Origin of the sequence: Mesorhizobium sp. LNHC232B00 (assembly GCF_000502435.1) — a bacterium.
Lineage (GTDB): Bacteria > Pseudomonadota > Alphaproteobacteria > Rhizobiales > Rhizobiaceae > Mesorhizobium > Mesorhizobium opportunistum.
Map to the genome: position 1 here is coordinate 35,945 of NZ_AYWP01000030.1, position 25,477 is coordinate 61,421.

The 25,477-nt window shown below is 64.0% G+C and carries 24 protein-coding genes; 3 read left to right on the forward strand and 21 right to left on the reverse strand.

Features of this window, described 5'->3' with window-relative positions; translation table 11 throughout:
* Positions 1–164: 164 nt before the first annotated feature.
* The gene (locus X743_RS143470) at positions 165–1,598 is read right to left on the reverse strand and encodes a DHA2 family efflux MFS transporter permease subunit (protein WP_023768290.1); all 1,434 of its coding nucleotides are present in this window, start codon (positions 1,596–1,598) and stop codon (positions 165–167) included.
* A 121-nt stretch (positions 1,599–1,719) separates the two neighbouring features.
* On the opposite strand from X743_RS143470, the gene X743_RS143465 reads away from it, so the two are divergent.
* Together X743_RS143465 and hutH are read left to right on the forward strand one after the other, a co-directional pair.
* The gene (locus tag X743_RS143465) at positions 1,720–2,721 is read left to right on the forward strand and encodes an ornithine cyclodeaminase family protein (protein ID WP_023779817.1); all 1,002 of its coding nucleotides are present in this window, start codon (positions 1,720–1,722) and stop codon (positions 2,719–2,721) included.
* The gene (gene hutH / locus X743_RS143460; protein WP_023768292.1) at positions 2,718–4,229 is read left to right on the forward strand and encodes a histidine ammonia-lyase; all 1,512 of its coding nucleotides are present in this window, start codon (positions 2,718–2,720) and stop codon (positions 4,227–4,229) included. Before X743_RS143465 ends, hutH begins: the two co-directional genes overlap by 4 nt.
* On the opposite strand, the gene X743_RS143455 is transcribed toward hutH, so the two are convergent.
* The 14 genes from X743_RS143455 to X743_RS143390 form a co-directional block, all read right to left on the reverse strand.
* Entirely contained in the window at positions 4,194–4,994 is an 801-nt protein-coding gene (locus tag X743_RS143455; RefSeq protein WP_023768293.1) for a 3-methyl-2-oxobutanoate hydroxymethyltransferase, read from the reverse strand. The two genes, hutH and X743_RS143455, sit on opposite strands and share 36 nt — an antisense overlap.
* Positions 4,995–5,034: 40 nt before the next feature.
* Positions 5,035–5,346, reverse strand: a complete 312-nt coding sequence (locus X743_RS143450; RefSeq protein ID WP_023768294.1) for a MocE family 2Fe-2S type ferredoxin — start codon at positions 5,344–5,346, stop codon at positions 5,035–5,037.
* A 28-nt stretch (positions 5,347–5,374) separates the two neighbouring features.
* Positions 5,375–6,457 carry a fatty acid desaturase family protein gene (locus tag X743_RS143445; protein ID WP_031258461.1) on the reverse strand — a complete coding sequence of 361 codons (1,083 nt, stop codon included), beginning with the start codon at positions 6,455–6,457 and terminating at the stop codon, positions 5,375–5,377.
* 49 nt (positions 6,458–6,506) lie between these two features.
* Positions 6,507–7,682 carry an aldose 1-epimerase family protein gene (locus tag X743_RS143440; protein ID WP_023768296.1) on the reverse strand — a complete coding sequence of 392 codons (1,176 nt, stop codon included), beginning with the start codon at positions 7,680–7,682 and terminating at the stop codon, positions 6,507–6,509.
* Positions 7,683–7,692: 10 nt separating this feature from the next.
* A complete protein-coding gene (locus X743_RS143435) occupies positions 7,693–8,475 on the reverse strand; it encodes an ATP-binding cassette domain-containing protein (protein WP_198028498.1) in 783 nt (260 codons plus the stop codon).
* The gene (locus X743_RS143430) at positions 8,472–9,476 is read right to left on the reverse strand and encodes an ABC transporter permease (RefSeq protein ID WP_051508619.1); all 1,005 of its coding nucleotides are present in this window, start codon (positions 9,474–9,476) and stop codon (positions 8,472–8,474) included. Before X743_RS143430 ends, X743_RS143435 begins: the two co-directional genes overlap by 4 nt.
* Before the next feature lie 57 nt (positions 9,477–9,533).
* Positions 9,534–10,478 (reverse strand): substrate-binding domain-containing protein, encoded by a 945-nt coding sequence (locus X743_RS143425; protein ID WP_023768299.1) that lies wholly within the window; start codon positions 10,476–10,478, stop codon positions 9,534–9,536.
* 55 nt (positions 10,479–10,533) lie between these two features.
* Positions 10,534–11,448: a sugar phosphate isomerase/epimerase gene (locus tag X743_RS143420; RefSeq protein WP_023768300.1), complete on the reverse strand. Its 915-nt coding sequence runs from the start codon at positions 11,446–11,448 to the stop codon at positions 10,534–10,536.
* A 55-nt stretch (positions 11,449–11,503) separates the two neighbouring features.
* The gene (locus X743_RS143415) at positions 11,504–12,589 is read right to left on the reverse strand and encodes a Gfo/Idh/MocA family oxidoreductase (protein WP_023768301.1); all 1,086 of its coding nucleotides are present in this window, start codon (positions 12,587–12,589) and stop codon (positions 11,504–11,506) included.
* A 35-nt stretch (positions 12,590–12,624) separates the two neighbouring features.
* A complete protein-coding gene (locus X743_RS143410) occupies positions 12,625–13,701 on the reverse strand; it encodes an ABC transporter ATP-binding protein (protein ID WP_023768302.1) in 1,077 nt (358 codons plus the stop codon).
* Positions 13,702–13,704: 3 nt separating this feature from the next.
* Complete coding sequence (locus tag X743_RS143405) at positions 13,705–14,796, reverse strand: ABC transporter ATP-binding protein (RefSeq protein ID WP_023768303.1); 1,092 nt, start codon at positions 14,794–14,796, stop codon at positions 13,705–13,707.
* Positions 14,793–15,752 (reverse strand): sugar ABC transporter permease, encoded by a 960-nt coding sequence (locus X743_RS143400; protein WP_023768304.1) that lies wholly within the window; start codon positions 15,750–15,752, stop codon positions 14,793–14,795. The genes X743_RS143405 and X743_RS143400 overlap by 4 nt, the downstream gene beginning before the upstream one ends.
* Positions 15,749–16,609, reverse strand: coding sequence for a carbohydrate ABC transporter permease (locus tag X743_RS143395; protein ID WP_023768305.1), 861 nt, complete (start codon positions 16,607–16,609; stop codon positions 15,749–15,751). The genes X743_RS143400 and X743_RS143395 overlap by 4 nt, the downstream gene beginning before the upstream one ends.
* An 82-nt stretch (positions 16,610–16,691) precedes the next feature.
* Positions 16,692–18,305: an extracellular solute-binding protein gene (locus X743_RS143390; protein WP_023768306.1), complete on the reverse strand. Its 1,614-nt coding sequence runs from the start codon at positions 18,303–18,305 to the stop codon at positions 16,692–16,694.
* A 357-nt stretch (positions 18,306–18,662) separates the two neighbouring features.
* Between X743_RS143390 and X743_RS143385 the strand changes: the two genes are divergently transcribed.
* Positions 18,663–19,691, forward strand: a complete 1,029-nt coding sequence (locus X743_RS143385) for a LacI family DNA-binding transcriptional regulator (RefSeq protein WP_023768307.1) — start codon at positions 18,663–18,665, stop codon at positions 19,689–19,691.
* A gap of 1 nt (position 19,692) precedes the next feature.
* Here X743_RS143385 and X743_RS143380 read toward each other — a convergent pair whose 3' ends face one another.
* The 6 genes from X743_RS143380 to X743_RS143355 form a co-directional block, all read right to left on the reverse strand.
* Positions 19,693–20,136, reverse strand: coding sequence for a DUF126 domain-containing protein (locus X743_RS143380; RefSeq protein WP_023768308.1), 444 nt, complete (start codon positions 20,134–20,136; stop codon positions 19,693–19,695).
* Positions 20,133–21,383, reverse strand: a complete 1,251-nt coding sequence (locus tag X743_RS143375) for an aconitase X (RefSeq protein ID WP_023768309.1) — start codon at positions 21,381–21,383, stop codon at positions 20,133–20,135. Before X743_RS143375 ends, X743_RS143380 begins: the two co-directional genes overlap by 4 nt.
* Before the next feature lie 227 nt (positions 21,384–21,610).
* Positions 21,611–22,675, reverse strand: a complete 1,065-nt coding sequence (locus X743_RS143370) for an ABC transporter ATP-binding protein (protein WP_023768310.1) — start codon at positions 22,673–22,675, stop codon at positions 21,611–21,613.
* Entirely contained in the window at positions 22,675–23,463 is a 789-nt protein-coding gene (locus X743_RS143365; RefSeq protein WP_023768311.1) for an ABC transporter permease, read from the reverse strand. Before X743_RS143365 ends, X743_RS143370 begins: the two co-directional genes overlap by 1 nt.
* Positions 23,463–24,326, reverse strand: coding sequence for an ABC transporter permease (locus X743_RS143360; RefSeq protein WP_031258463.1), 864 nt, complete (start codon positions 24,324–24,326; stop codon positions 23,463–23,465). The genes X743_RS143365 and X743_RS143360 overlap by 1 nt, the downstream gene beginning before the upstream one ends.
* 67 nt (positions 24,327–24,393) lie before the next feature.
* Positions 24,394–25,449: an ABC transporter substrate-binding protein gene (locus X743_RS143355; RefSeq protein ID WP_023768313.1), complete on the reverse strand. Its 1,056-nt coding sequence runs from the start codon at positions 25,447–25,449 to the stop codon at positions 24,394–24,396.
* Positions 25,450–25,477 lie beyond the last annotated feature (28 nt).

The window sequence follows — 25,477 nt, forward strand, 5'->3', positions numbered from 1 at the left end:
TATTCGCCGAGTGGACGCATCGATTGCCGTAGCTGGCGCAATGCGTGGAAAAGCCTGCATTTTTTGGCAATTGATTGCGCCGTGTCAGCTGTTCGCGAAAGTGCTGGATCAAGGCGAAAGGACAAGACGGAATTTATCTCCGCGCCGGGCGGAAAAATCCGATTTCAGTTCGCCGGCGTGTGGCCGGAAACCTCGGCGCCGGCGCCGGGCGGCAGCACCAGAAATCGCAGCGCGGCCACCAGCCCGATGACGCCGATCGCCAGGAAGGCGATTCGGAAATCGACGAGGTCGAGCGCCGGCTGTGCCCTGGCGATCTGCGACAGATTGAGGATCGCGGCCGCAATCGCGACGCCGAACAGCATCGCCACCTGCTGCAGCATGGACGACAGCGTCGCCGCCGAACTGCGCTGCGCCGCTTCGATATCGGCGAAGGCAAGCGTGTTGAGCGCCGTGAACTGCATCGAGCGCGACAGGCCGGCGACCAGCATCAGCGCCACCACCAGCGCCTGTGGTGTCTGCGGCGAGATCGCCGCGCAGGCCATGATCGAGGCCGATGCGATCAGGCCGTTGACGACCATCACCGATCGGAAGCCGAAACGCCGCAAAGTCGGCGTCGTCACTGTCTTCATGCCGAGATTGCCGAGGAAATAGGCCAGGATCATCATGCCGGCATCGACGGGGCTGAGGCCGAAGCCGACCTGGAACAAAAGCGGCAGCAGGAACGGCGTGGCGTTGATTGCCACCCGGAAAATGGTGCCAGCGGCGAGCGTCGAGATGGCGAAAGTCAGTACCTTGAACGAGGAGAGATCGAGCAGCGGATGCGGCGCGCGCCGGAGATGCCGCGCCGCCAGCCAGCTGATGACGATGCCCGCCGCGATCAAAAGCGCCGTCGGCAGCACGCCGTCCTCGGGATGCGCGATGCGCTCGAGGCCGTAGAGCAGCAGCGCGAGCCCGAACGAGGTCAGGAAAAACCCCGGCCAGTCCAAAGGCTTCGGGTCGGCCTCGCGGTCGCCGGGAATGAAGCGCGCAACCAGCGCCAGCCCGATTGCGCCCAGCGGTATGTTGATGAAGAAATTCCAGTGCCAGGACATATAGGTGGTGATGAAACCGCCGAGCACCGGCCCGACCACCGGCGCGAACAGCGCCGGCCAGGTGATCAGCGCCGTGGCATTGAGCAGCTCGGATTTCGACGCGTTGCGCAGGACGAGAATGCGCCCGACCGGCGTCATCAGCGCGCTGCCCAGCCCCTGCACCGCGCGGGCGGCGACAAACTCGGTCAGGTTTTGCGAGAAGCCGCAGGCGAGCGATGCCAAAGTGAACAGCGCGATCGCCACCAGGAAGATGTTGCGCGCGCCGAAGCGGTCGGCGAGCCAGCCCGACAATGGCACGAACACCGCCATGGTCAGCATGTAGATGGTGATGCCGATGCTCATCGCCACTGCCGGCACACCGAAGGAGGCGCCCATCTGCGGCAGCGACGTCGAGATGATCGTCGAATCCAGCAGTTGCATGAAGAACGCGATGGCAACGATCAGCGCCACGCGCCGCGCATTCGTGGCCGTTTCGGACAAGGCTTCAGTCTCGGGAATGGCAGTCATGACGGATCGGTTTGAACAGCATTTGGCAAGCTGCGTCCATAGATAGCGCAACAAACTTTCGTGTCGCGCCGTGGCCTGCTATGGGATGAGCGGGGCAATCGAGGAAAGTGTACGCATCGACATGAAGGCGATCTATATCGACTACCTCAATGCCCTCGACATCGATGCGCTTGCCATGACCGATGGCGAAATCATTGCCGCCGTCGAGGCCGGCCTTGTCGCCCAGGGCAAGGGCCAGACGGTGATCGAACCACGTGTTCATCTCGAACCGGATCCATCCTTCCACGGCCATTTCAATGTCTTGCGCGGCTACGTCGCGCCACTCGATACAGCGGGTGTGAAAATCGTCGGCGACTACGTCGACAACTACCTGCACGGCCTGCCCTCGGAATTCGGCATCCTCAATTTGTTCGATCCGCGCACCGGCGCGCCGCGCGCCATTCTCGACGCCACCGTCATCACCGACATGCGCACGGGCGCCGTCACCGCCATCGGCGCCAAACATCTGGCGCGCAAGAATTCCAAGGTGCTGGCCCATATCGGCGCACGCGGCACCGCCTACTGGAACGTACGCCTGCTCGATCATCTCTTCGACTTTGACGAAATCCGCGTCCATTCGCGCCGCCCGGAGAGCCGCGACGGCTTTGCCGCCAAGCTCTCCGCCGATCTCGGCAAGAAGTTCACGGCCGTGGCCGACTGGAAGAGCTGCGTCGAAGGCGCCGACATCGTCGTCGAGGCTTCGCGCCTGCCGGAGCCGCAACCGCTGCTCAAGACCGAATGGATCAAGCCCGGAGCTCTGGTCGTGCCCTACGGCACGATGAGCGCGGTCGAGCTGTCGCTGACCGACATCATGCAGAAGATGGTCGTCGACGATTGGGGCCAGTGCAAGGGCGGCAAGTTCGGCTCGCTGCGCGCCCATGTCGAAACCGGCCGGCTGAGCGAAAAGACGCTGCATGCCGAACTTGGCCAGATCGCCGCCGGCCTCAAGCCCGGGCGCCAGAGCGACGACGAAACCATCCTGTTCTGGCATCGCGGCCTGTCGCTTTCAGACATCGCGCTGGGCAAGGCGATGCTGGCCAAGGCAGGGGAAAAAGGCATCGGCCAGAGGCTGCGCTTCGCATGAGCGCGCTCGTCCTTACCGGAACTGGTGTCAGCGTCGGCGATGTCGCCACCGTCGCTCGCGAGGCGCGCAAGGTAGAGATCGGACCCGATGTCGTCGGCAGGCTGGAGAAAGCGCGAAAGGTGCTCGACCAGGCTGCCGCCTCCGGCCAGCAGATCTATGGCCTGAACACCGGGCTCGGCGCCAATCTCGGCACGACAGTCCAGGGTGATGCCAGTGCCTTCCAGCGCCAGTTGCTGGAAGGGCGCAGCGCCGCGGTCGGCGAAGCGCTGCCGGTCGAAGCCGTGCGGGCAACCATGGTCGCCCGCGCGGCGATGCTGTCCACCGGCGGCTCCGGCCTTTCGCCCGCCGTGTTTGTCGCCCTGGTCGACGCACTCAACGCCGGCGTTCATCCGGTGATGCCGTCGCTCGGCTCGATCGGTGCCGGCGACCTTGTGCTGATGACGGCACTCGCCCGTCTCCTGATCGGCGAAGGCGAGGCCGACTATCAGGGCCGTCGCATGCCGGCCGCCAAGGCGCTGATGATGGCCCGCCTCGCTCCAATCAGCCTGGCGCCCAAGGACGGACTGTCGCTGATCAACGCCTCTGCGGTCTCGGCCGGCAGCGGTGCGCTTGCCGTGACCGACGCGCTGTCGGCGTTTGTCCAGCAGCAGCAGGCCGGCGCGCTGACCATGGAAGGTCTTGGCGCCAACCGCACCATCCTCGATCCGCGCCTGCACATGGCCCGCCCGGCCGCCGGACAAGCTGAAGCCGCCAAGGCGCTCCATGATCTCCTCGCCCGTGACGAGGCACCGGCTCCAACCACCATACAGGATCCGCTGTCGATCCGCTGCATGCCCTCGATCCACGGCGCGCTGATCGAGGCGATCGGTCAGGCAAAGCGTGCCGTCGAGATCGAGCTCAACGCCGCCGCCGACAACCCGCTGGTGCTCGGCGACGACGAACTGGTGCTGTCGACCGGCAATTTCCACACCGCCGCACTTTCGCTCGCCTTCGAGACGCTCGGCCTGGCGATCGCGCAATGTGCCGCCGCAAGCGTCGCCCGCTTCATTCAGCTCACCGGCCCGGGCCGCAACGGCCTGCCGAAATATCTGTCGCCAATCGGCGGCGCCTCGGCCGGCTTCGTGCCGCTGCAGAAGACGGTGACATCGATCCTGGCCAGCATCCGCCACAAGGCCAATCCGGTGATGCTCGATTTCCTGCCCGTGTCGGAAGGCGTCGAGGACCATGCCACGCAGACGCCGCTGGCCGTTTCGAAATGCGCCGCCATGATCGCGCTTTGGCGGCGGTTGATCGCCTTCGAGCTGATGGCAGCCGCCCAGGCTATCGACCTCCGCGAGGGGGTGGTGCTGGCGCCGCGCACGGACGCGATCCATGCGGCGGTGCGCGCGCTCGTCCCTGCCCTCAGGGAGGACCGGCCGCTCGGCGTCGAGGCCGAAGCGCTCCATGCGGCGCTTGCCGGCGGGAATTGGACCTTAACCCCGGCCGACCTTGTCCAGGAACAGGCGTAGCTCGGCCGGATCCATGTGCACGATGTGCCTGTCCTCGGGATAGGCGCCACTGTTGACGTCGGCGACATATTCGGAAAACGCCGCCACCCGCTCCGCCTGCAGCCGGTCATATTCGGCGGCGAAGTTGCGATAGACCTTGGAATGGCGGGGCATGTGGGCCCGGTTCTGGCCAAGAATGTCGTCGGCGAACAGATATTGCGCGTCACAACCGGTGCCCGCCCCCATCGACAGCATGATCAGCGAAGTGCGTTCCGAAATCGCCTTGGCCACCTCGACCGGCACCACTTCGATCTCGGCTCCGATGGCGCCGGCCGCCTCCAACTGCTTCACCGCCTCGAACACCTGGATGGCGGTGTCGGCGGTCTTGCCGACCGCCTTGAAGCCGCCGGTCCAGGTCGCGCGGGAAGGAATGAGGCCGACATGGCCGATGACGGGGATGGCGTCATCAGCCATCCGCTTGATGGTGGCATAGCCGGCGCTGCAATAGACCGCGTCGGCACTTGCCTTGTAGAGCCTGAAGGCCCAGCGGACGAAGTCATCCGCCGTACCGATCTCGAAGAAATTCTCGCCCGGCATGGTGAACAGGCTGGGTGCTGCATCGCGATATTGAGGGTTGAGCACCAGTTCGGGTGGCACCGAGACGATGTCGACCCCTGCCCGCTCGGCGGCCTCCGCCTCGTCCAGGTTGAGCACGCGCAGCATGGTCAGCTGCCGCTTGCCCTTCATGGCGCGCAGGTCGGCGACGGTCGGTCTCTTTCGGCTCATTTAGATGTCCCCTCTGTGATGCTGGATCGGATGCCACACGTCAAATCTGGATCATCACCTTACCGGCCTCGATCTTCACCGGATAGGTCGCGAGATTGACGCAGACCGGTGCGCCCTTGGCCTGGCCGGTCTTATAGTTGAACCGGCCATTGTGCTTGGGGCATTCGATGATGTCGTCCATCACCAGCCCGTCCGCCAGATGTGCCTTCTCGTGCGTGCAATAGCCGTCGGTGGCGAAGAACTCATTATCGGGCGAGCGGTAGATCGCAAAGGTGCGGCCGCCATGATCGAAGCGGATGACATCCTCTTCCTCGATGTCATCAACCGCGCACGCTTCAACCCAATCAGTCATTTCTGTCTCCTGCAATCATTCGCGATCGCTATTCGGCCGCCGCCGACATATCGACCTCGTGGAATTCGCCGCGATAGGGTCTCGCCGTCGGCGGCAATTCGCGCTTGAGGTAATAATCCTCGTATTTCAGCTGCCTGAGCAGGACCGGCCAGACCTCGCGATAGGCATGCCACATCGAAGGGTTCGGCTCGGGCAGGTCGTGCTTGATCAGTTCGTGCAGCCTGGGCAGCGCGTGATAAGGCACCATCGGGAACATGTGATGCTCCACGTGGTAGTTCATGTTCCAGTAGATGAACCGGCTGATCGGGTTCATGTAGACGGTGCGGGTGTTGAGCCGGTGGTCGACGACGTTGTCGGCAAGCCCAATATGCTGCAGCAGGCCCGTCGTCACCATGTGCCAGGTGCCATAGAGGCGCGGCAAGCCGATCAGCACCAGCGGCACCCATGACCCCAGCGCGATCGCGAAAGCGATCGTCGCAACGTACACCGCCACGTGCCAGCGGGAGGCGACCACGGCCTTGTGCTGCTCCATCTCGGGGATGTAGCTCTTCTCCTCCTCCGACAGCGTGCCGAACGCCTGGCGCACAAGGGTCGGCAGAGAATAGCGGAAATCGAGGATGCCGGTGAAGGCCAGCGCCGCCTTCAACAGGTCCGGCGGACGCATGACGGCGATCTCGGCGTCGCGGCCGACAATGATGGTGTCGGTGTGGTGGCGGGCATGGCTCCAGCGCCATTGCACCGGATTGCGCATCAACATGAAAGAGGCGATGTGGTAGACGACATCGTTCATCCAGCGGGTGCGGAAGGCCGTGCCGTGGCCGCATTCATGCCAGCGCGAGTCGCTCGACGAGCCGTAGAGCACGCCGTAGACGAACAGGAACGGCACCACCCACCACGAGCCCCAGAACCAGACGATGCCGGCGGCGGAGCCCAGTATGACGGCGAGCCAGATCACCGTGTCCCTGATCGCCGGACCGTCGGAGCGTTGCATCAGCTCCTTCATCGCCTTGCGCGGCACGTCGGTGTGGTACCACTCGGCCGAGGCCAGGCCGGTTTCGATCGCAAGCCGCGTGTTTTCGCCGACCAGGCTGTAGTCGCGTTTTTTGCCCATCACACCGGCCTCCGCTTTCCGGCCCGCCAGCCGGAGCATTCCTGTCGCATCATGCCCTCAATCTCGCAAAATTTCCCGACGGTTGCGGATAATCCTGCCGCGGCTGCCTGGCGATAGAGGTAATCCTGCTTTCGGCCGCGGCAATCTCGCGGGCGCCATCGAGGACGCGAAACACCGCATCGTAGCTCCGGCTTTCGCCATGCTCCAGCCAGATCATCTCGCCGCGTTCACGCGCGGCGAGATCGCCGAGCACATGATGGGTCGAAGGCTCTATACCCAGCGCATACTGCCCGGCCTGGAAATTCTGCCATTGATAGGCGCAAGGCAATTGGTCCTTGCGCGTCACCACTTCGAAGCCGAGACCGAGCCGGTCGTTGACCACCGCCACCGGCACCTCCCCATTGGCGTCAGCCGTCATCTCATGCTGCCAGACCTGTTCGCTGAAACCGAGCTGCGGCGCCGGCACCGTGCGGTAGCCGACCTTCTGCGCCTCGTAGTGTTCGCCGGCATGGCCGGCCCAGACAATTTCGCGGATCGGCGCCAGATAGCGCGACCCTTCGTCGAGCAAGGGATGGCTGACATTGACGTGGTAGAAATACATATGCGGCGTGCGGTTGAAGCCGTGATTGACGACACGGTCGGACAGCCGGATCTCGCTGCCGCCGACATCGGCCTCGATGCGCCGGATCAGATGCAGATCCTCGCCGAACACCGCCGATTGCTGGACGACACCTTCGGCCCACAGCACGCAGCGGTCGACATCCCAGCGCTCGCCATAACCGGTCAGCCGCGCCGGGATCGTGCCGACACGGCCATGCAGCGAATGGACCGTGGTCTTCTTGCCGGGGTAATTGTAGGTGTCGGCAGGTACTTCTTCCCGGCCCAGTATGTGGTCGAGCCCGCAGGTGACGAGCAGGCCGGAAAAGGAGCGCGCCCAGGCAAACCCGCCCTCCCCCTCATACTCGTGCAAGCCCGGATGGCGAAAACCGCTCGGCGAATGCCAGCCGATCGCCTGGCCCCTATAGTCGCAATCGGCGATGTCGAGCGCCCGGTCGACCAGCGCGGTGAAGCGCAGGCCCGAACCGGTGCGGAACTCAAGCATGCGGATGCCGCGCTCCACCCCGTCGCCAAGCGTCATCAGCCGCACCCCGGCGAATTGCGACAACATGCCGGACCGCTCGGCGACTTGCCTTCGCGACAGCGTCTTGCCGTAAAGCTCTACCATGCGACTTCCTTCACTTTGCCCTCGCCTCCTTGAGCAAGGCCGACATGTCGGCGCCGGTGATGATGCTTTCCACGGTCAAGAGGTCGGTGTCGGCGACCGTCTGTTCGGCGACGATCTCGCCACGCCGCATGACGATGATGCGATCGGCGACCTGGAACACGTGGTGGATGTTGTGGGTGATGAGCAGCACCGAATGGCCGGCGTCGCGCACCTCCTTGACGAAGCGCAGCACGCCATGGGTTTCCTCGACGCCGAGATTGTTGGTCGGCTCGTCCAAGATGATCACCTTGGCGGCGAACTGCATGGCGCGCGAAATGGCGATCGACTGCCGTTCGCCGCCCGACAGCGTCGAGACCAGCGCATCGGCGTCCAGCTTCTTCGAGATGCCGACGCGCTTGAGCAGTTCGGAAGCGGCCTTGCGCAGCTTGGCAAGATCGAGCGGCGCAAAGACGCCGAGCCAGCCGAATTTGACCGGCTCGCGCCCAAGGAAAAGGTTGCGCGCGATACTGAGATCCGGCGCCAGCGACGTGTCCTGGTGGATGGTTTCGATGCCCAAGTCCATCGCATCGCGGGTCGAGCGGATCGAGACCTTCTCGCCGCGCACGAAGATGTCGCCACGGTCGACGGGAAACACGCCCGAGATCGCCTTGATCAGCGTCGATTTGCCGGCGCCATTGTCGCCGAGCAGCGCCACCACCTCGCCCTCCCGTAATGACAGCGAGGCATTCTTCAGCGCGCGCACGCTGCCGAAGGATTTTTGCAAATTCTGCAGCCGAAGCACTTCCATCGTCAGCCCCTTGCGGCGTTCTTCTGCAGCAGAGCGTGCAGGATGAGCATGGCGAGGATGATGAGGCCGACGAAGATGTTGTAGGCGAGCCCCGGTACGCCGATCAGCACGATGCCGTTGCGGATGGCGCGCAGCATCAGCGCGCCGACGATGGTGCCCAGGATGGTGCCGCGCCCGCCGGTCAGCGCCGTGCCGCCGACCACCACCATGGCGATCACTTCCAACTCGTAGCCGGTGCCGGCGACCGGCGAGGCGGCCGAGATGCGAAAGGCGCTGATCATGCCGGCAAGACCGGCCAGCACCGAGGTCGCGATGAACAGCCAGATCTTGACGGCATCGGCCGGCACGCCGCGCGCCACCGCCGCGTTGCGGTTTGAACCGATGGCGCTGATCCAGTTGCCGAGCTTGGCGTAGCGCAGGATGTAGATCGCCAGCAGCGACAGGCCGATGAACCACCACAGCGACGTGTAGAAGCGGAACGAGCCGATATTGAAGCTGCCGGCGAGCAGCGTCACGAAGAAGCCGGGCTGGTCCCAGGATTTCAGCGGAAAGCCTTGCGTGATGTAGAGCGCCGCCCCGCGCACGACGAGCAGCATCGACAGCGTCACCAGGAAGGACGAGATGCCGATCTTGGTGACGATCAGTCCGTTGATCGCGCCGATCGCGATGCACAGGAGAAGCCCGGCCAGTAGGGCGACGCCGATATCCACCCCGCCATTCTGCACCAGAAGCATCACCACCACCGGCGCCAGCCCGAACACCGCGCCGACGGACAGGTCGAACTCGCCCGCCGTCAGGAGCAGCGTCATGCCGAGCGCGATGATGCCGAGTTCGGGCAGGAACGCCATCATGTTGGAGATGTTGAGCGGCGACAGGAAATTGGCGTCCGCGATGGCGAACACCGCCAGCAGCACGATGAGAATGATGAAAGAGGAGAATTGCGGCGAGCGCAGCAGGCTCGATCTGCCCTTCGCTCCCGGCGCGTCATCTTCTGCGGCAATTGTCATGACTGCTTGGACCATGCTTTGGAAGACGCCCGCCGCTTGCCGGCGGGCGCCGGTTTCTCACTTCTTGTCGTAGAGCTTCAGGATCGGGTCGACGCTGGAGGCGTCGTAGAGACCGAAAGTGTGGATGTCGTAGCCGATCGGTTCGCCCGAGGCGGCGAGCCCGAGCAGCGCCACCGGCATGAAGCCTTGCGCCGACGGGTACTGCCAGGCGGCGGCGTTGACGAAGCCATCCTTGACCGCCTGTGCCGTCTCCTTGGAATTGCCCCAGCCGACGACCGGGATCTTGCCGGCCGGAACGCCTGCGCCGTCGAACACCCGCTTGACGCTGGCCGCCACGGAATCGCCGAGTGCGATGATCGCCGGCGGGTTGTTGGCCACCATGTAGTCGGTCATCTTGGCGATGATGCCGGCGGGATCGGTGCCGCAATCGACCACATCGTATTTGATGCCGAGCGGATCGAACACGCTGGCAATGCCTTCGGTTTCGAGCTGCTGGTAGCTGGCGCCGGGCACTTCCACCGGCAAGAACACCTTGTCGCCCTGCTTAACCATCTTGTGGTCGACGAGATATTTGGCCCAGATCGCGCCGGCTTCCTTGAGGTCGGCCCCGACATAGGCCTGGCGCCCCGTCGCCGGATCGTCGGTGTTGAAGAACACGATCGGGATGCCGGCTGCCTTGGCCGCCTTGACCTCCTCGGTCCACAGGCCCGGCTGCGCCGAGGTCGTGGCGATGCCGTCAGGCTTGGCGGCGAGCGCCGAGTTGAAGGCCTCCTTCTGCGCCGCCATGTCGCCGCCGCTGAAGGAGATCTTGCAGGTCACCTTGAGCTGGTCGCAGGCCTTGGTCGCGCCGGCATTCCAGTCGATCCAGAACGCGTCCGACGGGCCGCCATGCGACAGGAGATAAAACGTCTTCTGCCCGTCCTGCGCCTGCGCCGTCGATCCGAACGCGACGCCGGCAAGCACTGTCGCGGCGGCCGCCAATTTCAAAGCGAATTTCAACATTCTTTCCTCCCTTGTTTGGAGCCGCGCCGCCATGCACCGGCGGCGCGACTGGCCATCACAGGCCGTTGGCGCGGAACTTCCCGTCCAGGAATGTCTTGGCGCGCGGCACGTCGTCTTCCGACAGATGCTCGATGATCACCGGGATGTTCGGGTGCTTTTCCGCCAGCCGCTTGAGATAGAGGTCGTAGTTCAGCGAGCCGAGGCCGGGCGCCGGCAGCTCGATCTCGCCGACGCCGCGGAACGTATGGCTTTCCATCGCGTCGGCGTCGCCGATATCGGCGTGCTTCTCCGACTTGTCGTCGCCCGAACGCTTGACGTCCTTGGCATGCGCGATCTTGATCTTGTCGGTCAACGTGTCGAACACCTGGTTCAGGATCTGATCCATGCGGTCGATGTTGTGCGTCTCGAAATAGTTGGTCGGGTCCATCAGCAGGCCAAGGCCGGGATGGTCGACCTGCGCGAACATCCGCACCGTCTCCTCGACAGAGCCGACGACGTTGTTGACGTAGGTTTCGAGCAGGAAGACCGCGCCATGGTCATAGGCTGTCTGGGCAAGGTCGGCGATCACCTTGCGGCATTCCTCGAAACCTTCCTCGGTCTTGTTCTTGGGGTGATGCACCCAGTCGGATTCGGTGTTGTAGGTCCCGGTCTCCGAGATCACGTAAGGCGAGCCGAAATGGCGGGCATTGCGGATGATCTCCTTGAGGTAGCCGACGCGCTTGTCACGCTCGGCCTTGTCCGGATGGATGATGTTGGTGTAGCCCGACACGCAGCAGACAGGCAGATTGTGGTCGCGGAAGACGTCGCGCACCCTCTTCGCCTTGTCCTTGGTGATCTGGCCGGCCGACAGGTCGACATCCCTGAAGTGCAGGTCGAGCTGCACCGTGTTGAAACCGAGCCCGCGGATCTTCTTCGCCGTCTCTTCGAGACCGTACGGGAAATAGCCCGTGAAAATACCTGCCTGCATCATGACGTGAATTCCTCCCTGTAAGCGATTCAGTTGTCTGGTGTTTCAGTTGCGGTGATCAGATAGCGATCTCGGACAGCTTGACCGTGCGGCCCTCGTCGATCGAGCGGTAGCCCGCTTCGACCAGCGCCATGGTCTTGACGTTGTCGGCGACCGACAGCGCCGGTGGCATGCCTGTCTTCACCGCGTGCTGCAGTTGCTCCATCACGCCGATGAAGGCATGGGGGAACCACATCGTGTCCCAGCTTGGGCTCACCCATTCGCCACCGGTGGTCTCGGTCGAGGCGTAGGTCAGGGTCGAGGCAGCGCCCGTCGGCCAGCCGATCGTGCCCTTGGCCACGCCCTTGGTGCCGTCGACGCGCCAGTTGATATGCTGGTCGTCCTTGTAGCCTTCCTGGCGCGGGCCGGACCAGACATCCTCCAGCGACACGGCGAGCACCCCGGACGGGAAGCGCAGGGTCGACACGGTGATGCCGTCGGAGTGATCGAACTTCGTGCGCGGATCCTTGCGCGTCAGCGTGGTGATCTCCAGGGGATCGCCGAACAGGAAACGCAGCACATCGAGATGATGCACGCTCATATTGGCGAGCGTCAGCCGATCGTAATCCTCGAGGAACGTCTGCCAGTGCGGGATGGCGTGCATGTCGATCTGCGCGAACACGATGTCGCCGAGCGCGCCGCTGTCGATGATCTGCTTCAGCACGCGCATCGACTGGTCGTAGCGCATGTTCTGGTTGACCGAGAGGATCTTGCCGGCCTTCGCCGCCTCGTCGCGCAGCTTGACCGCCTCCTCGACCGAAAGCGCCAACGGCTTCTGCGCCAGGATCGCCTTGATGTGCTTCTGCTTCAGCGCATGGCGGATCAGCGCCGGCTGCTGGTCCGGCGGAAAGGCAAGGTCGATGATCTCGACGCTTGCGTCCTCGATCAACCGCTCCGGCGTATCGTGGACGGTCGGGATGCCCCAGCGTGTCGCCACCTTCTCGGCACTTGCCTTGGTGCGCGATGCGATCGCCACCACCGGAAACCCGGCCTCCTTGTAGGCAGCCAGATGGCACTCGGCCATGATCATGCCGGCGCCGACGCAGCCGATCCTGTATTCTTTCGTGCGGACCTTCACGTCCGGCTCGAAACCTTTGCCTGTCATGTCTTCCTCCCGAAACTCTGTCCTCGCGGCCGCAATCATCTCGCCAACGCGCCTCCGCTCTGCCCGAAATAATGCACGCGGGCCGGCTCGCAGGATATCGCCACCATCGCATCGGGCCTGATGTCGGGCTGGCCGCGCAACAGTGCCTTCAGCCGCGCCTGCCCGGCGGCGAGCGTCACCACGGTATAGCCGCCGAGCGGCTCGACCTCGAACACCCGCGCCGGGTGGCCCGGCCCTCCATCCTCTTTGCCATCAATGGGCCACGGTCTGACCTTGATGTCTTCCGGTCTCAGCCCAATCTCGACAGCATCAACGGGGGCAGCCTTGTCGGCAATCCGGATCGTGCCTTCAGCCGCCTCGACGCCGCCCTCGCCGCGCGCCGATTTCAGGATGTTCATGACAGGCGAACCGAGCAGCCGCGCCACATAGGTGCTGGCCGGGCGGTCGTAGATCTCGGCCGGCGCACCGATCTGCCTGATCGTGCCATTGTCCAGTATGGCGATGCGGTCGGCGATCGACATCGCCTCTTCCTGGTCGTGGGTGACGTAGATCAGCGTCTTGCCGAGCTCCCGCTGGATGCGCTTCAGCTCGACACGCGTCTCCTCGCGCAGCCTGGCATCGAGCGCCGAGATCGGGTCGTCCATCAGATAGGCATTGGGGTCGCGCACCAGCGCGCGCGCGATCGCCACGCGCTGCCGCTCGCCGCCCGAAAGCTGCGCCGGCGGCTTATGCAGGATATGGCCGATATGCAGCTTGGCGGCGACATCGGCGACGCGTTTTTCGATCTGGGTCTCGGCGACCCGGCGCTCGACCAGCGGGAAACGCACATTGTCCAGCGCGCTCATATGCGGGAACAGCGCCAGGTTTTGGAACACCATCGCGACATTGCGCTCGGCCGGCGATACCGTATTGACCGGTCTGCCGCCGATCAGGATTTCGCCGGCATCCGGCATCTCAAGCCCGAGCACCAGGCGCAGGATCGTCGACTTCCCCGACAGCGGCGGCCCGAAGAAGCAGAAGAACTCGTTGTCGTTGACGGTGAACGAGGCGTCGTCGACGGCGATCGTAGCACCATAGCGTTTCGTGACATTGCGAAAGATGATGTCGGCCATGGCTCAGCCCGCCCCCATCGCAAGGCCGCTGGCGGCGTCGAAGACACGTACCGACGAAGCCGCGGGCGCGACGACAGCCGTCTGCCCGATCGACAGCCCGACATCATTGTCGAACACCGCCTTCACGGCGCCCTCGCCTTCGCCGAGATGGACGATGGTGCGCGCGCCGATCCGCTCGACGAAGGTGACAGGCATGGCGAGCCCGCGCACGTCCTGCGCCAACGCCACCTGCTCCGGCCGAAAACCGTAGAGCACGTCGCCACGCGCGCCGCGCAAGGTGGCTGCCAGATCGTCCGGCAGTGGCGGCGTCACACCCAGCGGCCCGAGATCGACGACAAGGCCCCTGTCGCTTTCCGCCGGCTTGCCTTTGAGCAGGTTCGTGCCCGGTGCGCCGATGAAACGAGCGACGAAGACATTGGCCGGATTGTTGTAGACCTCGAGCGGCGTGCCGACCTGCTGCAGCACGCCATGGTCCATGACGGCGATGCGGTCGGCCATGGTCATGGCCTCGAGCTGGTCATGGGTGACGTAGACCATGGTCTGCCTGAACTGGCGCTGCAGTTGCTTGAGCTCGGTGCGCATCACAGCCCGGAAGGCGGCGTCGACATTGGACAGCGGCTCGTCGAGCAGGAAGATTGCCGGCTCCATGATCGCCGAGCGGCCGATCGCGACGCGCTGCAAGATGTTGACCGACAGCCGGTCGGCCTTGCGGTCGAGCAGCGGCGCCAGTTGCAGCAGCTCGGCAATGGCGCCGACGCGGCGGTCGATCTCGGCTTTGTCCGCGCCGCGCATCCTCGGGCCATAGGCAAGGTTCTGGCGCACCGTCATGTGGGTGAAGATGGCGTAGTTCTGGAACACGAAGCCGACGCCGCGCCGGCCCATCGGCACGCCGGCCATGTCGCGCTCGCCAAACAGGATCTTGCCGCTGGTCGGTTCTTCCATGCCGGCGATCATGTTCATCGTCGTCGACTTGCCGCAGCCCGAGGGTCCGAGCAGCGCCATGAACTCGCCATCGGATATTTCGAGATCCATGGTCTTCAGCGCGGTGAAATCGCCGAATGCCTTGGTGAGGTTACGCAGCTGGATCGCGCTCATGCCGGCACCTGCCTTGCCCGCGCCATGCGCTTCATGGCGAACACGGCAACGATGGAGAGCACGATCAGGATGGCGAGCGCGATAGCCGCCACATAGCCCCAGATCAGATCCTGCGTGGTAACCTTGTATATGTAGACCGAGATCGTTTCCGTGGCGACGCCGGGACCGCCGCCGGTCATGATGAAGAGCGTGTCGAAAATCTTGAAGTTCTCGATCACTCGGATCGCCAGCGCGATGATGATGATCGTCTTCATCTTCGGCAGCACGATGGTGACGAAGCGCTGCCACGGATTGGCGCCGAGCAGTGTCGCCGCCTTGATCTGGTCCTCCGGCACGCCGACCAGGCCGGCCAGCAGGATGAGGAACATCAGCGGCGTCCACTGCCAGATATCGGCGATCATCACCGCGATCAGCGCCAGCGTCGGATCCGACAGCCAGGCAATGGTGACGCGTGTACCCGTGATGGCGGACAGGATATCGTTCACCGGACCACCCGACTGGAACAGCATGAAGAACATGTAGCCGGCCACCGCCGGCACCACCATCATCGGCATCAGCAGGATCGAATAGAAGATGCGCTTGCCGGGAAAATCGTCGGCGAACAGCGTCGCCAATGCGAGACCCAACAGGAATTCAGCCGGCACGCAGACGACCATGACGATTGCCGTGCGCCTCAGCGCGCTCCAGAAACGGGCATCGGCGGCAAGGTCGGTGTAGTTGGCAAAACTGTTCCACATCTCCCAGGCGTTCCACCAGCCGATGCCCGAGAGCGGCGACCAGTCGGTGACGCTGATGTAGAGCTGCATCAAGAGCGGAAAGACGGAGATGAACAGCACCAGGATCTGCGCCGGCAGGGTCAGCCGGAATCCCAGCCGCGCGCCCTCGTCCCGCAGGGCCGGCTTCGCACGCGCGGCGCCCATTTCGTCCTCCGAAACAGTCACTGTCACCGCGCTCATTGCTTGAGCGCCCCAAAAGTCAGCCCACGCACCAGATGGCGCTGGATGGCGATGCCCATGATGACGGGCGGCACGGCGGCGATGAGGCCAAGCGCTGCCTTGGCGCCATAGAGCTGGCCGGTCATCGAGGACGACAGCGAGGCCATGTACACGGGGACCGTCACCCATTCGCGCGTCGTCAGAAGCAGCGCGATCAGATAATCCGACCAGTTGAGGATGAAGACGAACAATGCCGCACTTGCAAGTGGCGCGCGCATCATCGGCAGCGTGATGCGGGTGAAGACGCGTAGCCGCGAACAGCCCTCGACTAGGGCGGCCTCCTCGATCTCGCGAGGCATGTCGTCGAAGAAGGTCTTCATCAGCCAGAAGGCGAACGGCAAGGTGACGATGCCGTAGATCAGCGCCAGGCCCCACCAGCTGTCGGTGAAATTCAGGAACGCCCACATGATCATCACCGGGATCATCACCGCCATCGGCGGAAACAGCCTGAGCTGGATCAGCGCCAGCGGCAGGTTCTGTCCCGAGCCGAAGCGCGACAGCCCATAGGCCGCCGCCGTGCCCGCCGACATGGCGATCGCTGTGCCGAACACAGCCGACAGCAGCGACGACAGGATCGGCTTCAGCGCGGTGCGGTCGAGCGCCACGATCAGGCTGTTGGTGGACTCGCCGAACACGAACTGGAAATTGCTGAGCGTCGGGTTCTTCGGCCACCATGTCAGGTCGGCACCTGTCGCCGACCATTCGGCGATCGGCTTGAAGGCCATCGACACCATCCACAGGATCGGCACCAGCGTCACCGCCATCGCCGCCAGGATCGCGGCGTAGCGGAATATCTCGAAGGGAACGGAACGCTTCATCTGGCTGCTTTTGCTGGTGGCGTTGATTGCGGAGGGGAAGAGCTTTCGCCCCTCCCCTCCGGCTCTGATCCAGGGAGACGGATCAGCTGATCGGATCGAGAACGGTCGGCCAGGCCTCCTTGTTGGTCCTGATGGCTTCGAGCAATTTGTCCTCGCCGATGCGCCGGGCGATCTTCTTCCACTCGGCTTCGGTATCGGCCATCGCCTGCTCTGCGGTCTTGGCCTTGGTCAGCGAGGCCATGAGGTTTTCGTCCAGCGCGTTGTGGAAGGCGGTGGCGCCGGGATAGTTGATGGTCGGCACGGTGCGGGCGACCGTCTCGCGCACCACGTCCATGTGGTAGGCATGATAGGTCTGGCGCACCAGCGGATCGGAGAAATCCGAAAGCCGGAACGGATCGAGATAGCCGCCGGGATTGGCGCTCATCCAGGCGTAGATGCGGGCCGAGCCCAGCCATTGCAGCAGGAGATAGGCGACCTCCTGGTTCTTCGACTGCGACGAGACCATGCCGGTCAGCGAGAACCACAGCACGGAGCGGCTGATCAGCTTGCCGTCGATCTCGCGGCCGGGTGGCAGCATCGTGCCGATCTTGCCGGTGACGGCCGAATCCTTGTTGCCGGCATTGTCGAGGAACTTCGGCAGGTTCGAGAAGGCGCAGGTCATCGCCGCGCCGCCCTTGGCGAAATTGCCATACTGCTCCGGCCAGCCCCACGAGATCGCATCCGGCGAGTGATGGGCGAGCGATTCGACATATTCGTTGGTGGCGGCGATGCCATGCTCGGAATTGATCAGCGGCTTGCCGTCGTCGCCGAACAGGAACTGGTTGGGCGAGGCCATCGAGACATAGCGCTGGTACCAGTTGGTGTAGCCCCAGCCCTGGTTGCGCAGGTCGGTCGAGCCGAACAGGCCCTTTTCCGGACGCTGGAAGAAGGCAGCGATATCGCCGTGCTGCTTCCAGGTTTTCGGCGGCGCCAGATCGTAGCCGTATTTGTCCTTGAACGCCTTCTGCTCTGCGGCGTCGCCGAACAGGTCGGTGCGATAGACCCAGGTCTGGAAGTCGCCGTCCAGCGACACGCCATAGTTCGAGCCACGGTATTTGTTGAGCAGCGACACACCCTTGGCGCCATCGACATAGCCGGTCTTGGGGTCGTCCCATTCGGGCTTGTACTGGGCGACGAAGTCGTCGAGCTTGGCGATGCCGCCGGTCTCGGCGAGATCGCCGAGGCGGTTCCATTCGGTGGAATAGATGTCATAGGCCCCACCCTTGGTGGAGATGTCCTGCATCGTCTTGGTGAATTCCTGGCCGTTCGGCAGGCCGACGATCTCGATCGGAATGCCGGTTTCCTTTTCCCACAGCTCCTTGATCGACGGCGCGCCGGCCGGGAAAGGCTGCGTAAGCTGGCCGATGGAGCCGTCCGACAGGCCGAGCACGATCTTGGCCGGCGCCTTGCCGGCGCCCTTCAGCGCCTTGGCCGCCTCGATGGCACGGCCTTCCGGCGTGTCGGCGCCATACTGGTAGCGCTCGGCGCCCTCGAAACCGGTCGGGCCGCCGATCATGCCCGGTGCCAGCGCGTCCGCCGCATAGGCACGGCCGGGGCGGATGAATTGGGGTGCGATACCTGCCGCGGCTACGAACACCGCCGCCTTTCCTCCGGACGCCAGCAATCGGCGTCGCGACATGCGGATCAGATCAGACATTGGAATTCCTCCCTCGGGCCCAATGTTTCCTCCACGAGCCCATGAGGGATATTGACGGCAGGATCGGAAGGCTGTCAACATCATAAATAATCAAAATACCTCACAACATCGCAATGGGGCGAGGAAATGCGTCACACGAAGGTCCTTACAACGCTCTCCATGCCTCGATTTGATGGGAAATATATCTTCCCGCCCCGGTATGGCCGTGCCGGGCGACTTGATTTAGCGCGACGACTTGCGCATCGGCCAAGGCCGGATACATCATTTCCCATCAGAATCGCGGATAGCGAGGAGCCGTTGCCATCAGGCCGGCCGCGGACAATGCGTAATCCTGATGCGTCGAGGAGATGAAAGACGGTGCGTTCCACCCTGACTGACATAGCCCGGGAAGCCGGCGTCTCCGCCGCCACCGTCGACCGCGTGCTCAACAATCGGCCCGGGGTGCGGGCGCGTACCCGCGAGGTGGTGCTCGAAATGGCGCAACGCCTAGGCTACATCGCCGAAGGCCCGAACGGGGCAGCGCCGCGCACCTCGCCCGGCGAGATCATCCGGCTCGACTTCGCACTGCCGGCCGGCACCAATTCCTTCATCAAGATGCTGCACCGCCACATCGAGGCGCAGGCTCTGGCGCGACCCGATCTCGACGTCCACATCGCCACCATAGAGGGCTTCAATCCCGATCGGCTCGCCCGTCTGCTGCAGGATCTGCGCGGACAGACGCAAGGCGTCGGCGTCATCGCGCTCGACCATCCGACGGTGCGCGAGGCGATCCGCTCGCTGTCGGCCAACGACGTCAAGGTGGTGACCATCGCCTCCGACATCCTGCATGTGCCCAGGGTCGCCTATATCGGCATCGACAACCGCGCCGCCGGCCGGCTGGCCGGCTATCTGCTCAACCGGTTCATGGGGTCGGAACGTCCCGGCAAGGTGGCGCTGTTCGCCGGCTCGCTCTCCTATCGCGGCCATGAGGAACGCGAGATGGGGTTCCGGCACATATTGACCGAGGAATCGCCCAATCTCGAGATCGTCGAAATGCGCGAAATGCTGGACGACCGCGAAAAGGCCTATTCGGAAGCATCAGCGCTTCTGGAACGGCACCCCGACCTTGCCGCAATCTACAATGTCGGCGCCGGCAACACCGGCATAGCCCGCGCGCTCAAGGAGCGCGGCCGCGCGCAATCCATGGTCTTCCTTGGCCATGAGGTGACGGACGGCACCAAGGAGCTGCTGCTCGATGGCACGCTCGACGCGGTCATCGACCAAAACCCGCGCGTCGAGGCCCGCGAGGCGCTCAACACCTTGACCCATGCGGTCCGGGGACTGCCCTACGAGTTGCACCAGCCGAGGCTGCAGGTGATCTTCAAGGAAAACATCCCGGAGATTTGAGCTAGCTTTCCGTCTTAACTCCTATGATCGCCCGGCCGTCCGCGCCAGCGCCGATCGCTATCCTGTCGCCGGCGACGATGCCGGAAATATCACACACCACCAACGGCATGCGTATCCCATAGAGAAACTCGGCGACGATGGCGCCCACGGCCAGGATCGGGTCCGGCCGCTCCAGAAGAATGCCGGCCGGCGCCGTGCCCTTGCGGATCGCCTCGGCCAGCACCGAGGACGAGGACGACGAGCCGCGCCCGCTCGGCATGACCAGGATCTTGCCGGCGACATTCTGGCCGAGCCCCGGATGCGAATGGTCTGTTACGTCGCCGGTCTCCGCATCGATCCCGCCCCAGAAACTGAGCGGCTGCGAAAACACCAGCGCCCGACCTTCGGCCTCACCGGCCAGCTGAAAGATGCCTGCTCTTTCAAACGCTTCCACCGGTTGTGTCATGTGCCGCTCCGCACGACATGGCCGACCGCGGCGGAACGGATGCAATCCTTCATGTCGGCGAAGGCGACGGTCACGCCGATATTGCCCGGCGCGTAATGCGCCCATTTGCCGGAATTGGTCATCACCACGCCGTCGAGCCGTTCCATGATCGAGGTGACATAGGTGCAGGTGTCGGCAACCGGAACCAGGCCGAACGCCTCCATCCCAGCCAAGGCACCCTCTTCCTGCAATCGTGTCAGTGTCGCACGGCCTGTGTTGACATAGATCGGGATGCCCCTGCCCGGCGCTGCCTCGCGCAGCAGCGGCAACAGGCGCATCCATTCCTCATGGGAGAAATGCGGCGTGCCCAACGAGACCGCCGCGAGCCGTGAGCCATCCGGCACCGTCGATAGCCTGGCCAGCGCGTGATCGATGTCGGAACGGGTGATGCGGACCGTCTCCTCCGGCGCCTCGCCATGAAACGCCTCGTCGAGCGTTCCGGCTTCCGGCGTGATGCCGACCGCATGGAACAGCGCCACAGCACCCGTCGTTGCCGCCGCAGCACCCAGTGCCTTCAACTGGTCCTCGTCGCGCGGCTGCGGCAGGCCGGCAATCACCGGAATTCGATCGCCGCTGGCTTGTCCGATGATCAGCCCGACGCCAACGAACAAGCTGTCGCTCGGCTCCGGATCAGGAACGTCCAATTCGAACAGGATGCGGCCGCGCCGGTTTTCGCTCAGATGCAGGCCCCAGGCCGGCGCGCGTCCGGTCATGGCGCAGCACAGGTCGATGAAATCGCCATAGCGGTTGGTGCGCGCCCCGATCACCGAATTGGCGAAGACGATGGCGTTGGATTCGCCCCAGGCGATCTGCTGGCCGAATTCAGGCCGGAACCGTGTCTGGTAGGGCGCGCAGGTGAACGTCGCCTGGCAGCCAAGTTCCATATGCGCCTTCATCAGCCGCCGCGCCGGCACCTCGTCCGCTGCCGGCATCTTCACCATGCCGGGATGGATGAGGTCGAACGAGCCGACATTGAGCGTCGTCGGCACCTTGACGCGACCACCGCCCTCGGCGAGCCGTTCGACGAAATCGAGCCCGGCCTTGCCATGATAGAGGCAGCCATCGATATGGGCACCTGATATGTCGAGCAGGCTGTGCGCGCCGATGGCTCGGGAGAAGGCGACGAGGATTTTCATCGCGGCGGCCGCAGATGGGCCTTGCCCGCCGTCGAGCATGGATCGGTCGCGCGTGCTCAGTTCCAGGGTCATTGTAGCTCCGGGCTCGCAATCAGAGAGGACTGAGGGACAGCACCCCCCTCTGCCCTGCCGGGCATCTCCCCCGCAAGGGGGGAGATTGGCGGTCATTTCTGCTTTCGCAAATTTTCAACGTTGCAGGAAGAGCTGCGGCGCTTACGCTGCTGATCTCCCCCCTTGCGGGGGAGATGCCCGGCAGGGCAGAGGGGGGTGTGACGGAGCGCCAACCTCTCAGTTGGACCCTACCCCGCCGCGATCAACACCGTACTCTCCGGCGACCAGCGCAGCACCACATCTTGCCCTTCCGCCAACCTGTCCGCGCCGGTGTTCTGCACGATGACTTTCAACGTCTGGCCGGCGCGCTCGACGAAGTAGGTGCTGTTGTTGCCGGCGAAAATGCGCTTGGAGACCTGGCCCTTCAGGCTATTGGCATCGCCGTCCGAAATGCCTGCATCCGTGGCAATCCGAATGCGCTCGGGCCGAACGGCGCAACTTGCCTTCGCGCCGGCTGCAAGCGTCGCGCCCACGCCGGCGGCGATCGCCGTGCCATCCGGCAGCCGGATGCCGTTGCCGGTCGAATCGCCGCGGAAAATGTTGGCGTCGCCGAGGAAGGTGGCGGCGAATTCGCTTTTCGGCCGGTCGTATATCTCCTCTGGCGGCCCTTCCTGCACCAGCCTGCCGTCGCGCAAGATGCCGATCCGGTCGCTCATCGTCAGCGCTTCTTCCTGGTCGTGGGTGACGAAGATGGTGGTGATGCCGATCTCGCGCTGGATGCGCTTCAGTTCGATCTGCATGTCGACGCGCAGCGCCTTGTCGAGCGCGCCGAGCGGCTCGTCGAGCAAAAGCACGCGCGGCTTGGTGACGATGGCCCGCGCCAGCGCCACGCGCTGGCGCTGGCCGCCGGAGAGCTGATGCGGCCGGCGGCCGCCAAGCTTGCCCAATTGCACGAGATCGAGCGCGCGCTGCACTTCGGTGGCAATCACAGCCTTGGCCTCGCCGCGCACCGACAGGCCGAAGGCGACGTTGTCGGCGACGCTCATATTGGGAAACAGCGCGTAGTTCTGGAACACCATGCCGATGCGGCGCTTCTCGACCGGCACCCGTTCGACGCTCTCGCCACCAATGGCGATGCGGCCGGAGTCGGGAAAATCGAAGCCGGCGATCTGGCGCAGCAGCGTGGTCTTGCCGCTGCCCGACGGCCCGAGCAACGCATAGAAACCGCCATCGGGGAAATCGATGGAGACATCGTCCAGCGCCTTGTGCGCGCCAAAGCTGCGCGAGATGTTCGATACCTGCACGCCGGCCATTATTTCTCTCCGCCGAATTTGAAGAACCGCGCCGTCAGCAACATCAGCGCCATCGACACGACGATGATGATCGTCGAGACCGCGTTGATCTCGGGGGTAAAACCCTTGCGGATTGCGGCGTAGATTTCGACCGGCAGCGTCGTCTGGCCAGGCGTCGCCAGAAAATAGGAGACGACGAACTGGTCGAACGACACCGCGAAGGCAAACAGCCCGCCGGCGATGACGCCAGGCATGATCCAGGGCAGCGTGACGCGGTTGGTCACCTGCCACTGGTTGGCGCCGAGCGAACGCGCCGCCTCTTCCAGTTCGGGCGCGAAGGTCTGCAGCCGCGCCGATACGACGACGATGACATAGGGCAGCGCCAGCGCGACATGGCCAAGCAGGATGGCGAACAGGCCGCGCCCGATGCCGACGCCGAAGAAGAAGATCAGCATCGCCGTGCCGGTGATCAGCCACGGGATGGCGATCGGCGGAAACAGCAGCGCCTGCAGGAACTTCTTGCCCCGGAATTCATAGCGGTAGTGCGCCAGCGACGCCGCCGATCCCAGCACCACGCTGATGATGGTGGTGATGACGGCGATCTCGAGGCTGTTCCAGGTGGCCGCGATCAATTGGTCGTTCTGCCACAGCGAGGCATACCACTCGGTCGTCCATTCGAAGGGCAACTGGTAGAAGGGCGAGACGTTGAACGACATCAGCGCCATGATGATGATCGGCAAATAGAGGAAGGCGAGCAGCAGCCCGATGTAGAGGCGGCCAAGTCCTTCGAGGATACGGGTGGTCATCATCACGCGGCCCTCCGCAACACCGGAGAGGCAACCGCCAGGATGACCAGCACGACGGCCAGCAGGATGAAGGAGAGTGCCGCGCCCAGCGGCCAATTGAACACGGCGACGAACTGGTCCTCGATCACCGTGCCGTAAAAGGTTCCAGTACGGCCGCCCAGAATGCGCGGCTCCATGAACGAGCCGACGACCGGCACGAAGATGAGCGCCGCGCCCGCCACCAGTCCCGGCATCGACAGCGGGATGATCACCCGCTTCAGCACCTGCAGCCGTGAGGCGCCGAGCGAGCGCCCGGCCTCGATCAGCGAATCGTCGATCGCCTGCAGGGTGAGATAGCAAGTCAGCACCATGTAAGGCACGTAGGAGTGCACCAGCCCGATGATGACGGCTGGATAGGAATACATGAGATCGATGTTGATCTTGAACGGCAGCAGCGCGTTGAGCGCCGTATCGAGAATGCCGCCCTCGCGCAGCACCATCGCCCAGGAGAAGATGCGCACCAGCCCATTCGACCAGAACGGCAGGATGACGAGCAGGAAGATCGCCTCGCGGCTGCGGCCCTTCAGCACCTTGGCCAGCACATAGGCCGCGGGATAGCCGATCACGATGCACCACAGCGTCACCTCGAGGCCGAGGCGCAGCGACGCCAGCAGCAGCGTCAAATAGAGGCTTTGCGAGAAAAAGGCGGCATAGTTGCCAAGGGTGAAGGCCCACGGCTTTCCCGACAGCGGCAGCTCGGTCATGAAGGAGAAGAAGACCATGGCCGAGAGCGGCAGGAAGATCGCCACCGTCAGCCAGAGATAGGCTGGCGCCAGCAGCGGCAGCGCCGATTTCAGCCCACTGCGCGACGCGGCCGCACCTGCCATCATGCACTCCTCCCCAGGGCTGAAGAACCGGTCGGCGAAGATCGCCGGCCGGCCCAGACGTCTGCTTTTACTTCACGTCGACCTTGAGCTGCTGCCACAGCGCCAGATAGGCTTCGCGCTGTTTGTCGGTGATCGGCGCCTGGAACTGGAGGCGCTTGGCGACCTCGGGATCGCCCATCACCTTGCGGTTGAAGGCATCCTCGGGCAGCGCTTCCACCGCCTTGGTGTTGGCCGACACGGGCGCACCGACCTTGGTGACCCATTCGACATAGAATTTCGGGTCGATCATGTAGTTGATGAAGGCCTCAGCGCCCGCGACATTCTTGGAACCGACCGGAATAGAGAAGGCATCGAGCCAGGCGACGGCGCCTTCCTGCGGAATGACCAGCGAAACCGGCAGCTTGAAGTGGGTCTTGGCGCGATCGGCCGAGCCGCTCCAATAGGTGCCGATGTCGATCTGGTTGGAGGCGACCATCTGGTTCCAGTCGTTTTCCGAGCTCCAGAAAGTCTTGATCTGCGGCATCAGCGAGGTGAGCTTCGTCTTCACCGCGTCCATGTCCTTGATGTCGTTGATGTTCTGGCCAGTGGCGATGGCGCCGAACTGCACCGCCTCGACGGCGTCGTCGCGGATGACGACGCGGCCCTTGTGCGCGGGATCCCACATTTCGGCGATCGACGTCGGCGGTTTGTCGAAGGACTTCTCGTTGATGGCGAGCGCCGTCAGCCCCCACACCCACGGCACGCCGTAGACCTTGCCGTCATGGTCGAGCATCGGCGAACCCGCCTTGTCCTTGCTGATGTCGGCATAGTTCGGCAGCTTCGAGATATCGATCGGCTGGATCAGCTTTTCCGCCATCGCCTGGTCGTTGAAGGCGGCGTTGATCATGACCACGTCATAGAGGCCCGGATTGGTCCGGATCTTGGTCAGCATTTCCTGTTCGGAATTGAAGAAATCGTTGACGACCTTGTTGCCGGTCGCCTTTTCGAAGGCCTCGACGGCCCACGGCTCGTCAGCGCCATAGCCCTTCCAGTTGAGCACATGCACTTCGGCGGCACTGGCGGCCAGCCCTGAGGTGATGACGGCGGTCGCCGCCAGGAAAGCAGTCAGTCTGGGCATGCGCATGTTCGTTCCTCTCATTGTTTGCCCGCTT

What these genes read in the sequence shown, in the direction of transcription:
- X743_RS143470 (WP_023768290.1), bottom strand. Translation starts at nt 1,598, where the DNA reads ATGACTGCCATTCCCGAGACTGAAGCCTTGTCCGAAACGGCCACGAAT.
- X743_RS143465 (WP_023779817.1), top strand. Translation starts at nt 1,720, where the DNA reads ATGAAGGCGATCTATATCGACTACCTCAATGCCCTCGACATCGATGCG.
- hutH (WP_023768292.1), top strand. Translation starts at nt 2,718, where the DNA reads ATGAGCGCGCTCGTCCTTACCGGAACTGGTGTCAGCGTCGGCGATGTC.
- X743_RS143455 (WP_023768293.1), bottom strand. Translation starts at nt 4,994, where the DNA reads ATGAGCCGAAAGAGACCGACCGTCGCCGACCTGCGCGCCATGAAGGGC.
- X743_RS143450 (WP_023768294.1), bottom strand. Translation starts at nt 5,346, where the DNA reads ATGACTGATTGGGTTGAAGCGTGCGCGGTTGATGACATCGAGGAAGAG.
- X743_RS143445 (WP_031258461.1), bottom strand. Translation starts at nt 6,457, where the DNA reads ATGGGCAAAAAACGCGACTACAGCCTGGTCGGCGAAAACACGCGGCTT.
- X743_RS143440 (WP_023768296.1), bottom strand. Translation starts at nt 7,682, where the DNA reads ATGGTAGAGCTTTACGGCAAGACGCTGTCGCGAAGGCAAGTCGCCGAG.
- X743_RS143430 (WP_051508619.1), bottom strand. Translation starts at nt 9,476, where the DNA reads ATGACAATTGCCGCAGAAGATGACGCGCCGGGAGCGAAGGGCAGATCG.
- X743_RS143425 (WP_023768299.1), bottom strand. Translation starts at nt 10,478, where the DNA reads ATGTTGAAATTCGCTTTGAAATTGGCGGCCGCCGCGACAGTGCTTGCC.
- X743_RS143420 (WP_023768300.1), bottom strand. Translation starts at nt 11,448, where the DNA reads ATGATGCAGGCAGGTATTTTCACGGGCTATTTCCCGTACGGTCTCGAA.
- X743_RS143415 (WP_023768301.1), bottom strand. Translation starts at nt 12,589, where the DNA reads ATGACAGGCAAAGGTTTCGAGCCGGACGTGAAGGTCCGCACGAAAGAA.
- X743_RS143410 (WP_023768302.1), bottom strand. Translation starts at nt 13,701, where the DNA reads ATGGCCGACATCATCTTTCGCAATGTCACGAAACGCTATGGTGCTACG.
- X743_RS143405 (WP_023768303.1), bottom strand. Translation starts at nt 14,796, where the DNA reads ATGAGCGCGATCCAGCTGCGTAACCTCACCAAGGCATTCGGCGATTTC.
- X743_RS143400 (WP_023768304.1), bottom strand. Translation starts at nt 15,752, where the DNA reads ATGAGCGCGGTGACAGTGACTGTTTCGGAGGACGAAATGGGCGCCGCG.
- X743_RS143395 (WP_023768305.1), bottom strand. Translation starts at nt 16,609, where the DNA reads ATGAAGCGTTCCGTTCCCTTCGAGATATTCCGCTACGCCGCGATCCTG.
- X743_RS143390 (WP_023768306.1), bottom strand. Translation starts at nt 18,305, where the DNA reads ATGTCTGATCTGATCCGCATGTCGCGACGCCGATTGCTGGCGTCCGGA.
- X743_RS143380 (WP_023768308.1), bottom strand. Translation starts at nt 20,136, where the DNA reads ATGACACAACCGGTGGAAGCGTTTGAAAGAGCAGGCATCTTTCAGCTG.
- X743_RS143375 (WP_023768309.1), bottom strand. Translation starts at nt 21,383, where the DNA reads ATGACCCTGGAACTGAGCACGCGCGACCGATCCATGCTCGACGGCGGG.
- X743_RS143370 (WP_023768310.1), bottom strand. Translation starts at nt 22,675, where the DNA reads ATGGCCGGCGTGCAGGTATCGAACATCTCGCGCAGCTTTGGCGCGCAC.
- X743_RS143365 (WP_023768311.1), bottom strand. Translation starts at nt 23,463, where the DNA reads ATGATGACCACCCGTATCCTCGAAGGACTTGGCCGCCTCTACATCGGG.
- X743_RS143360 (WP_031258463.1), bottom strand. Translation starts at nt 24,326, where the DNA reads ATGGCAGGTGCGGCCGCGTCGCGCAGTGGGCTGAAATCGGCGCTGCCG.
- X743_RS143355 (WP_023768313.1), bottom strand. Translation starts at nt 25,449, where the DNA reads ATGCGCATGCCCAGACTGACTGCTTTCCTGGCGGCGACCGCCGTCATC.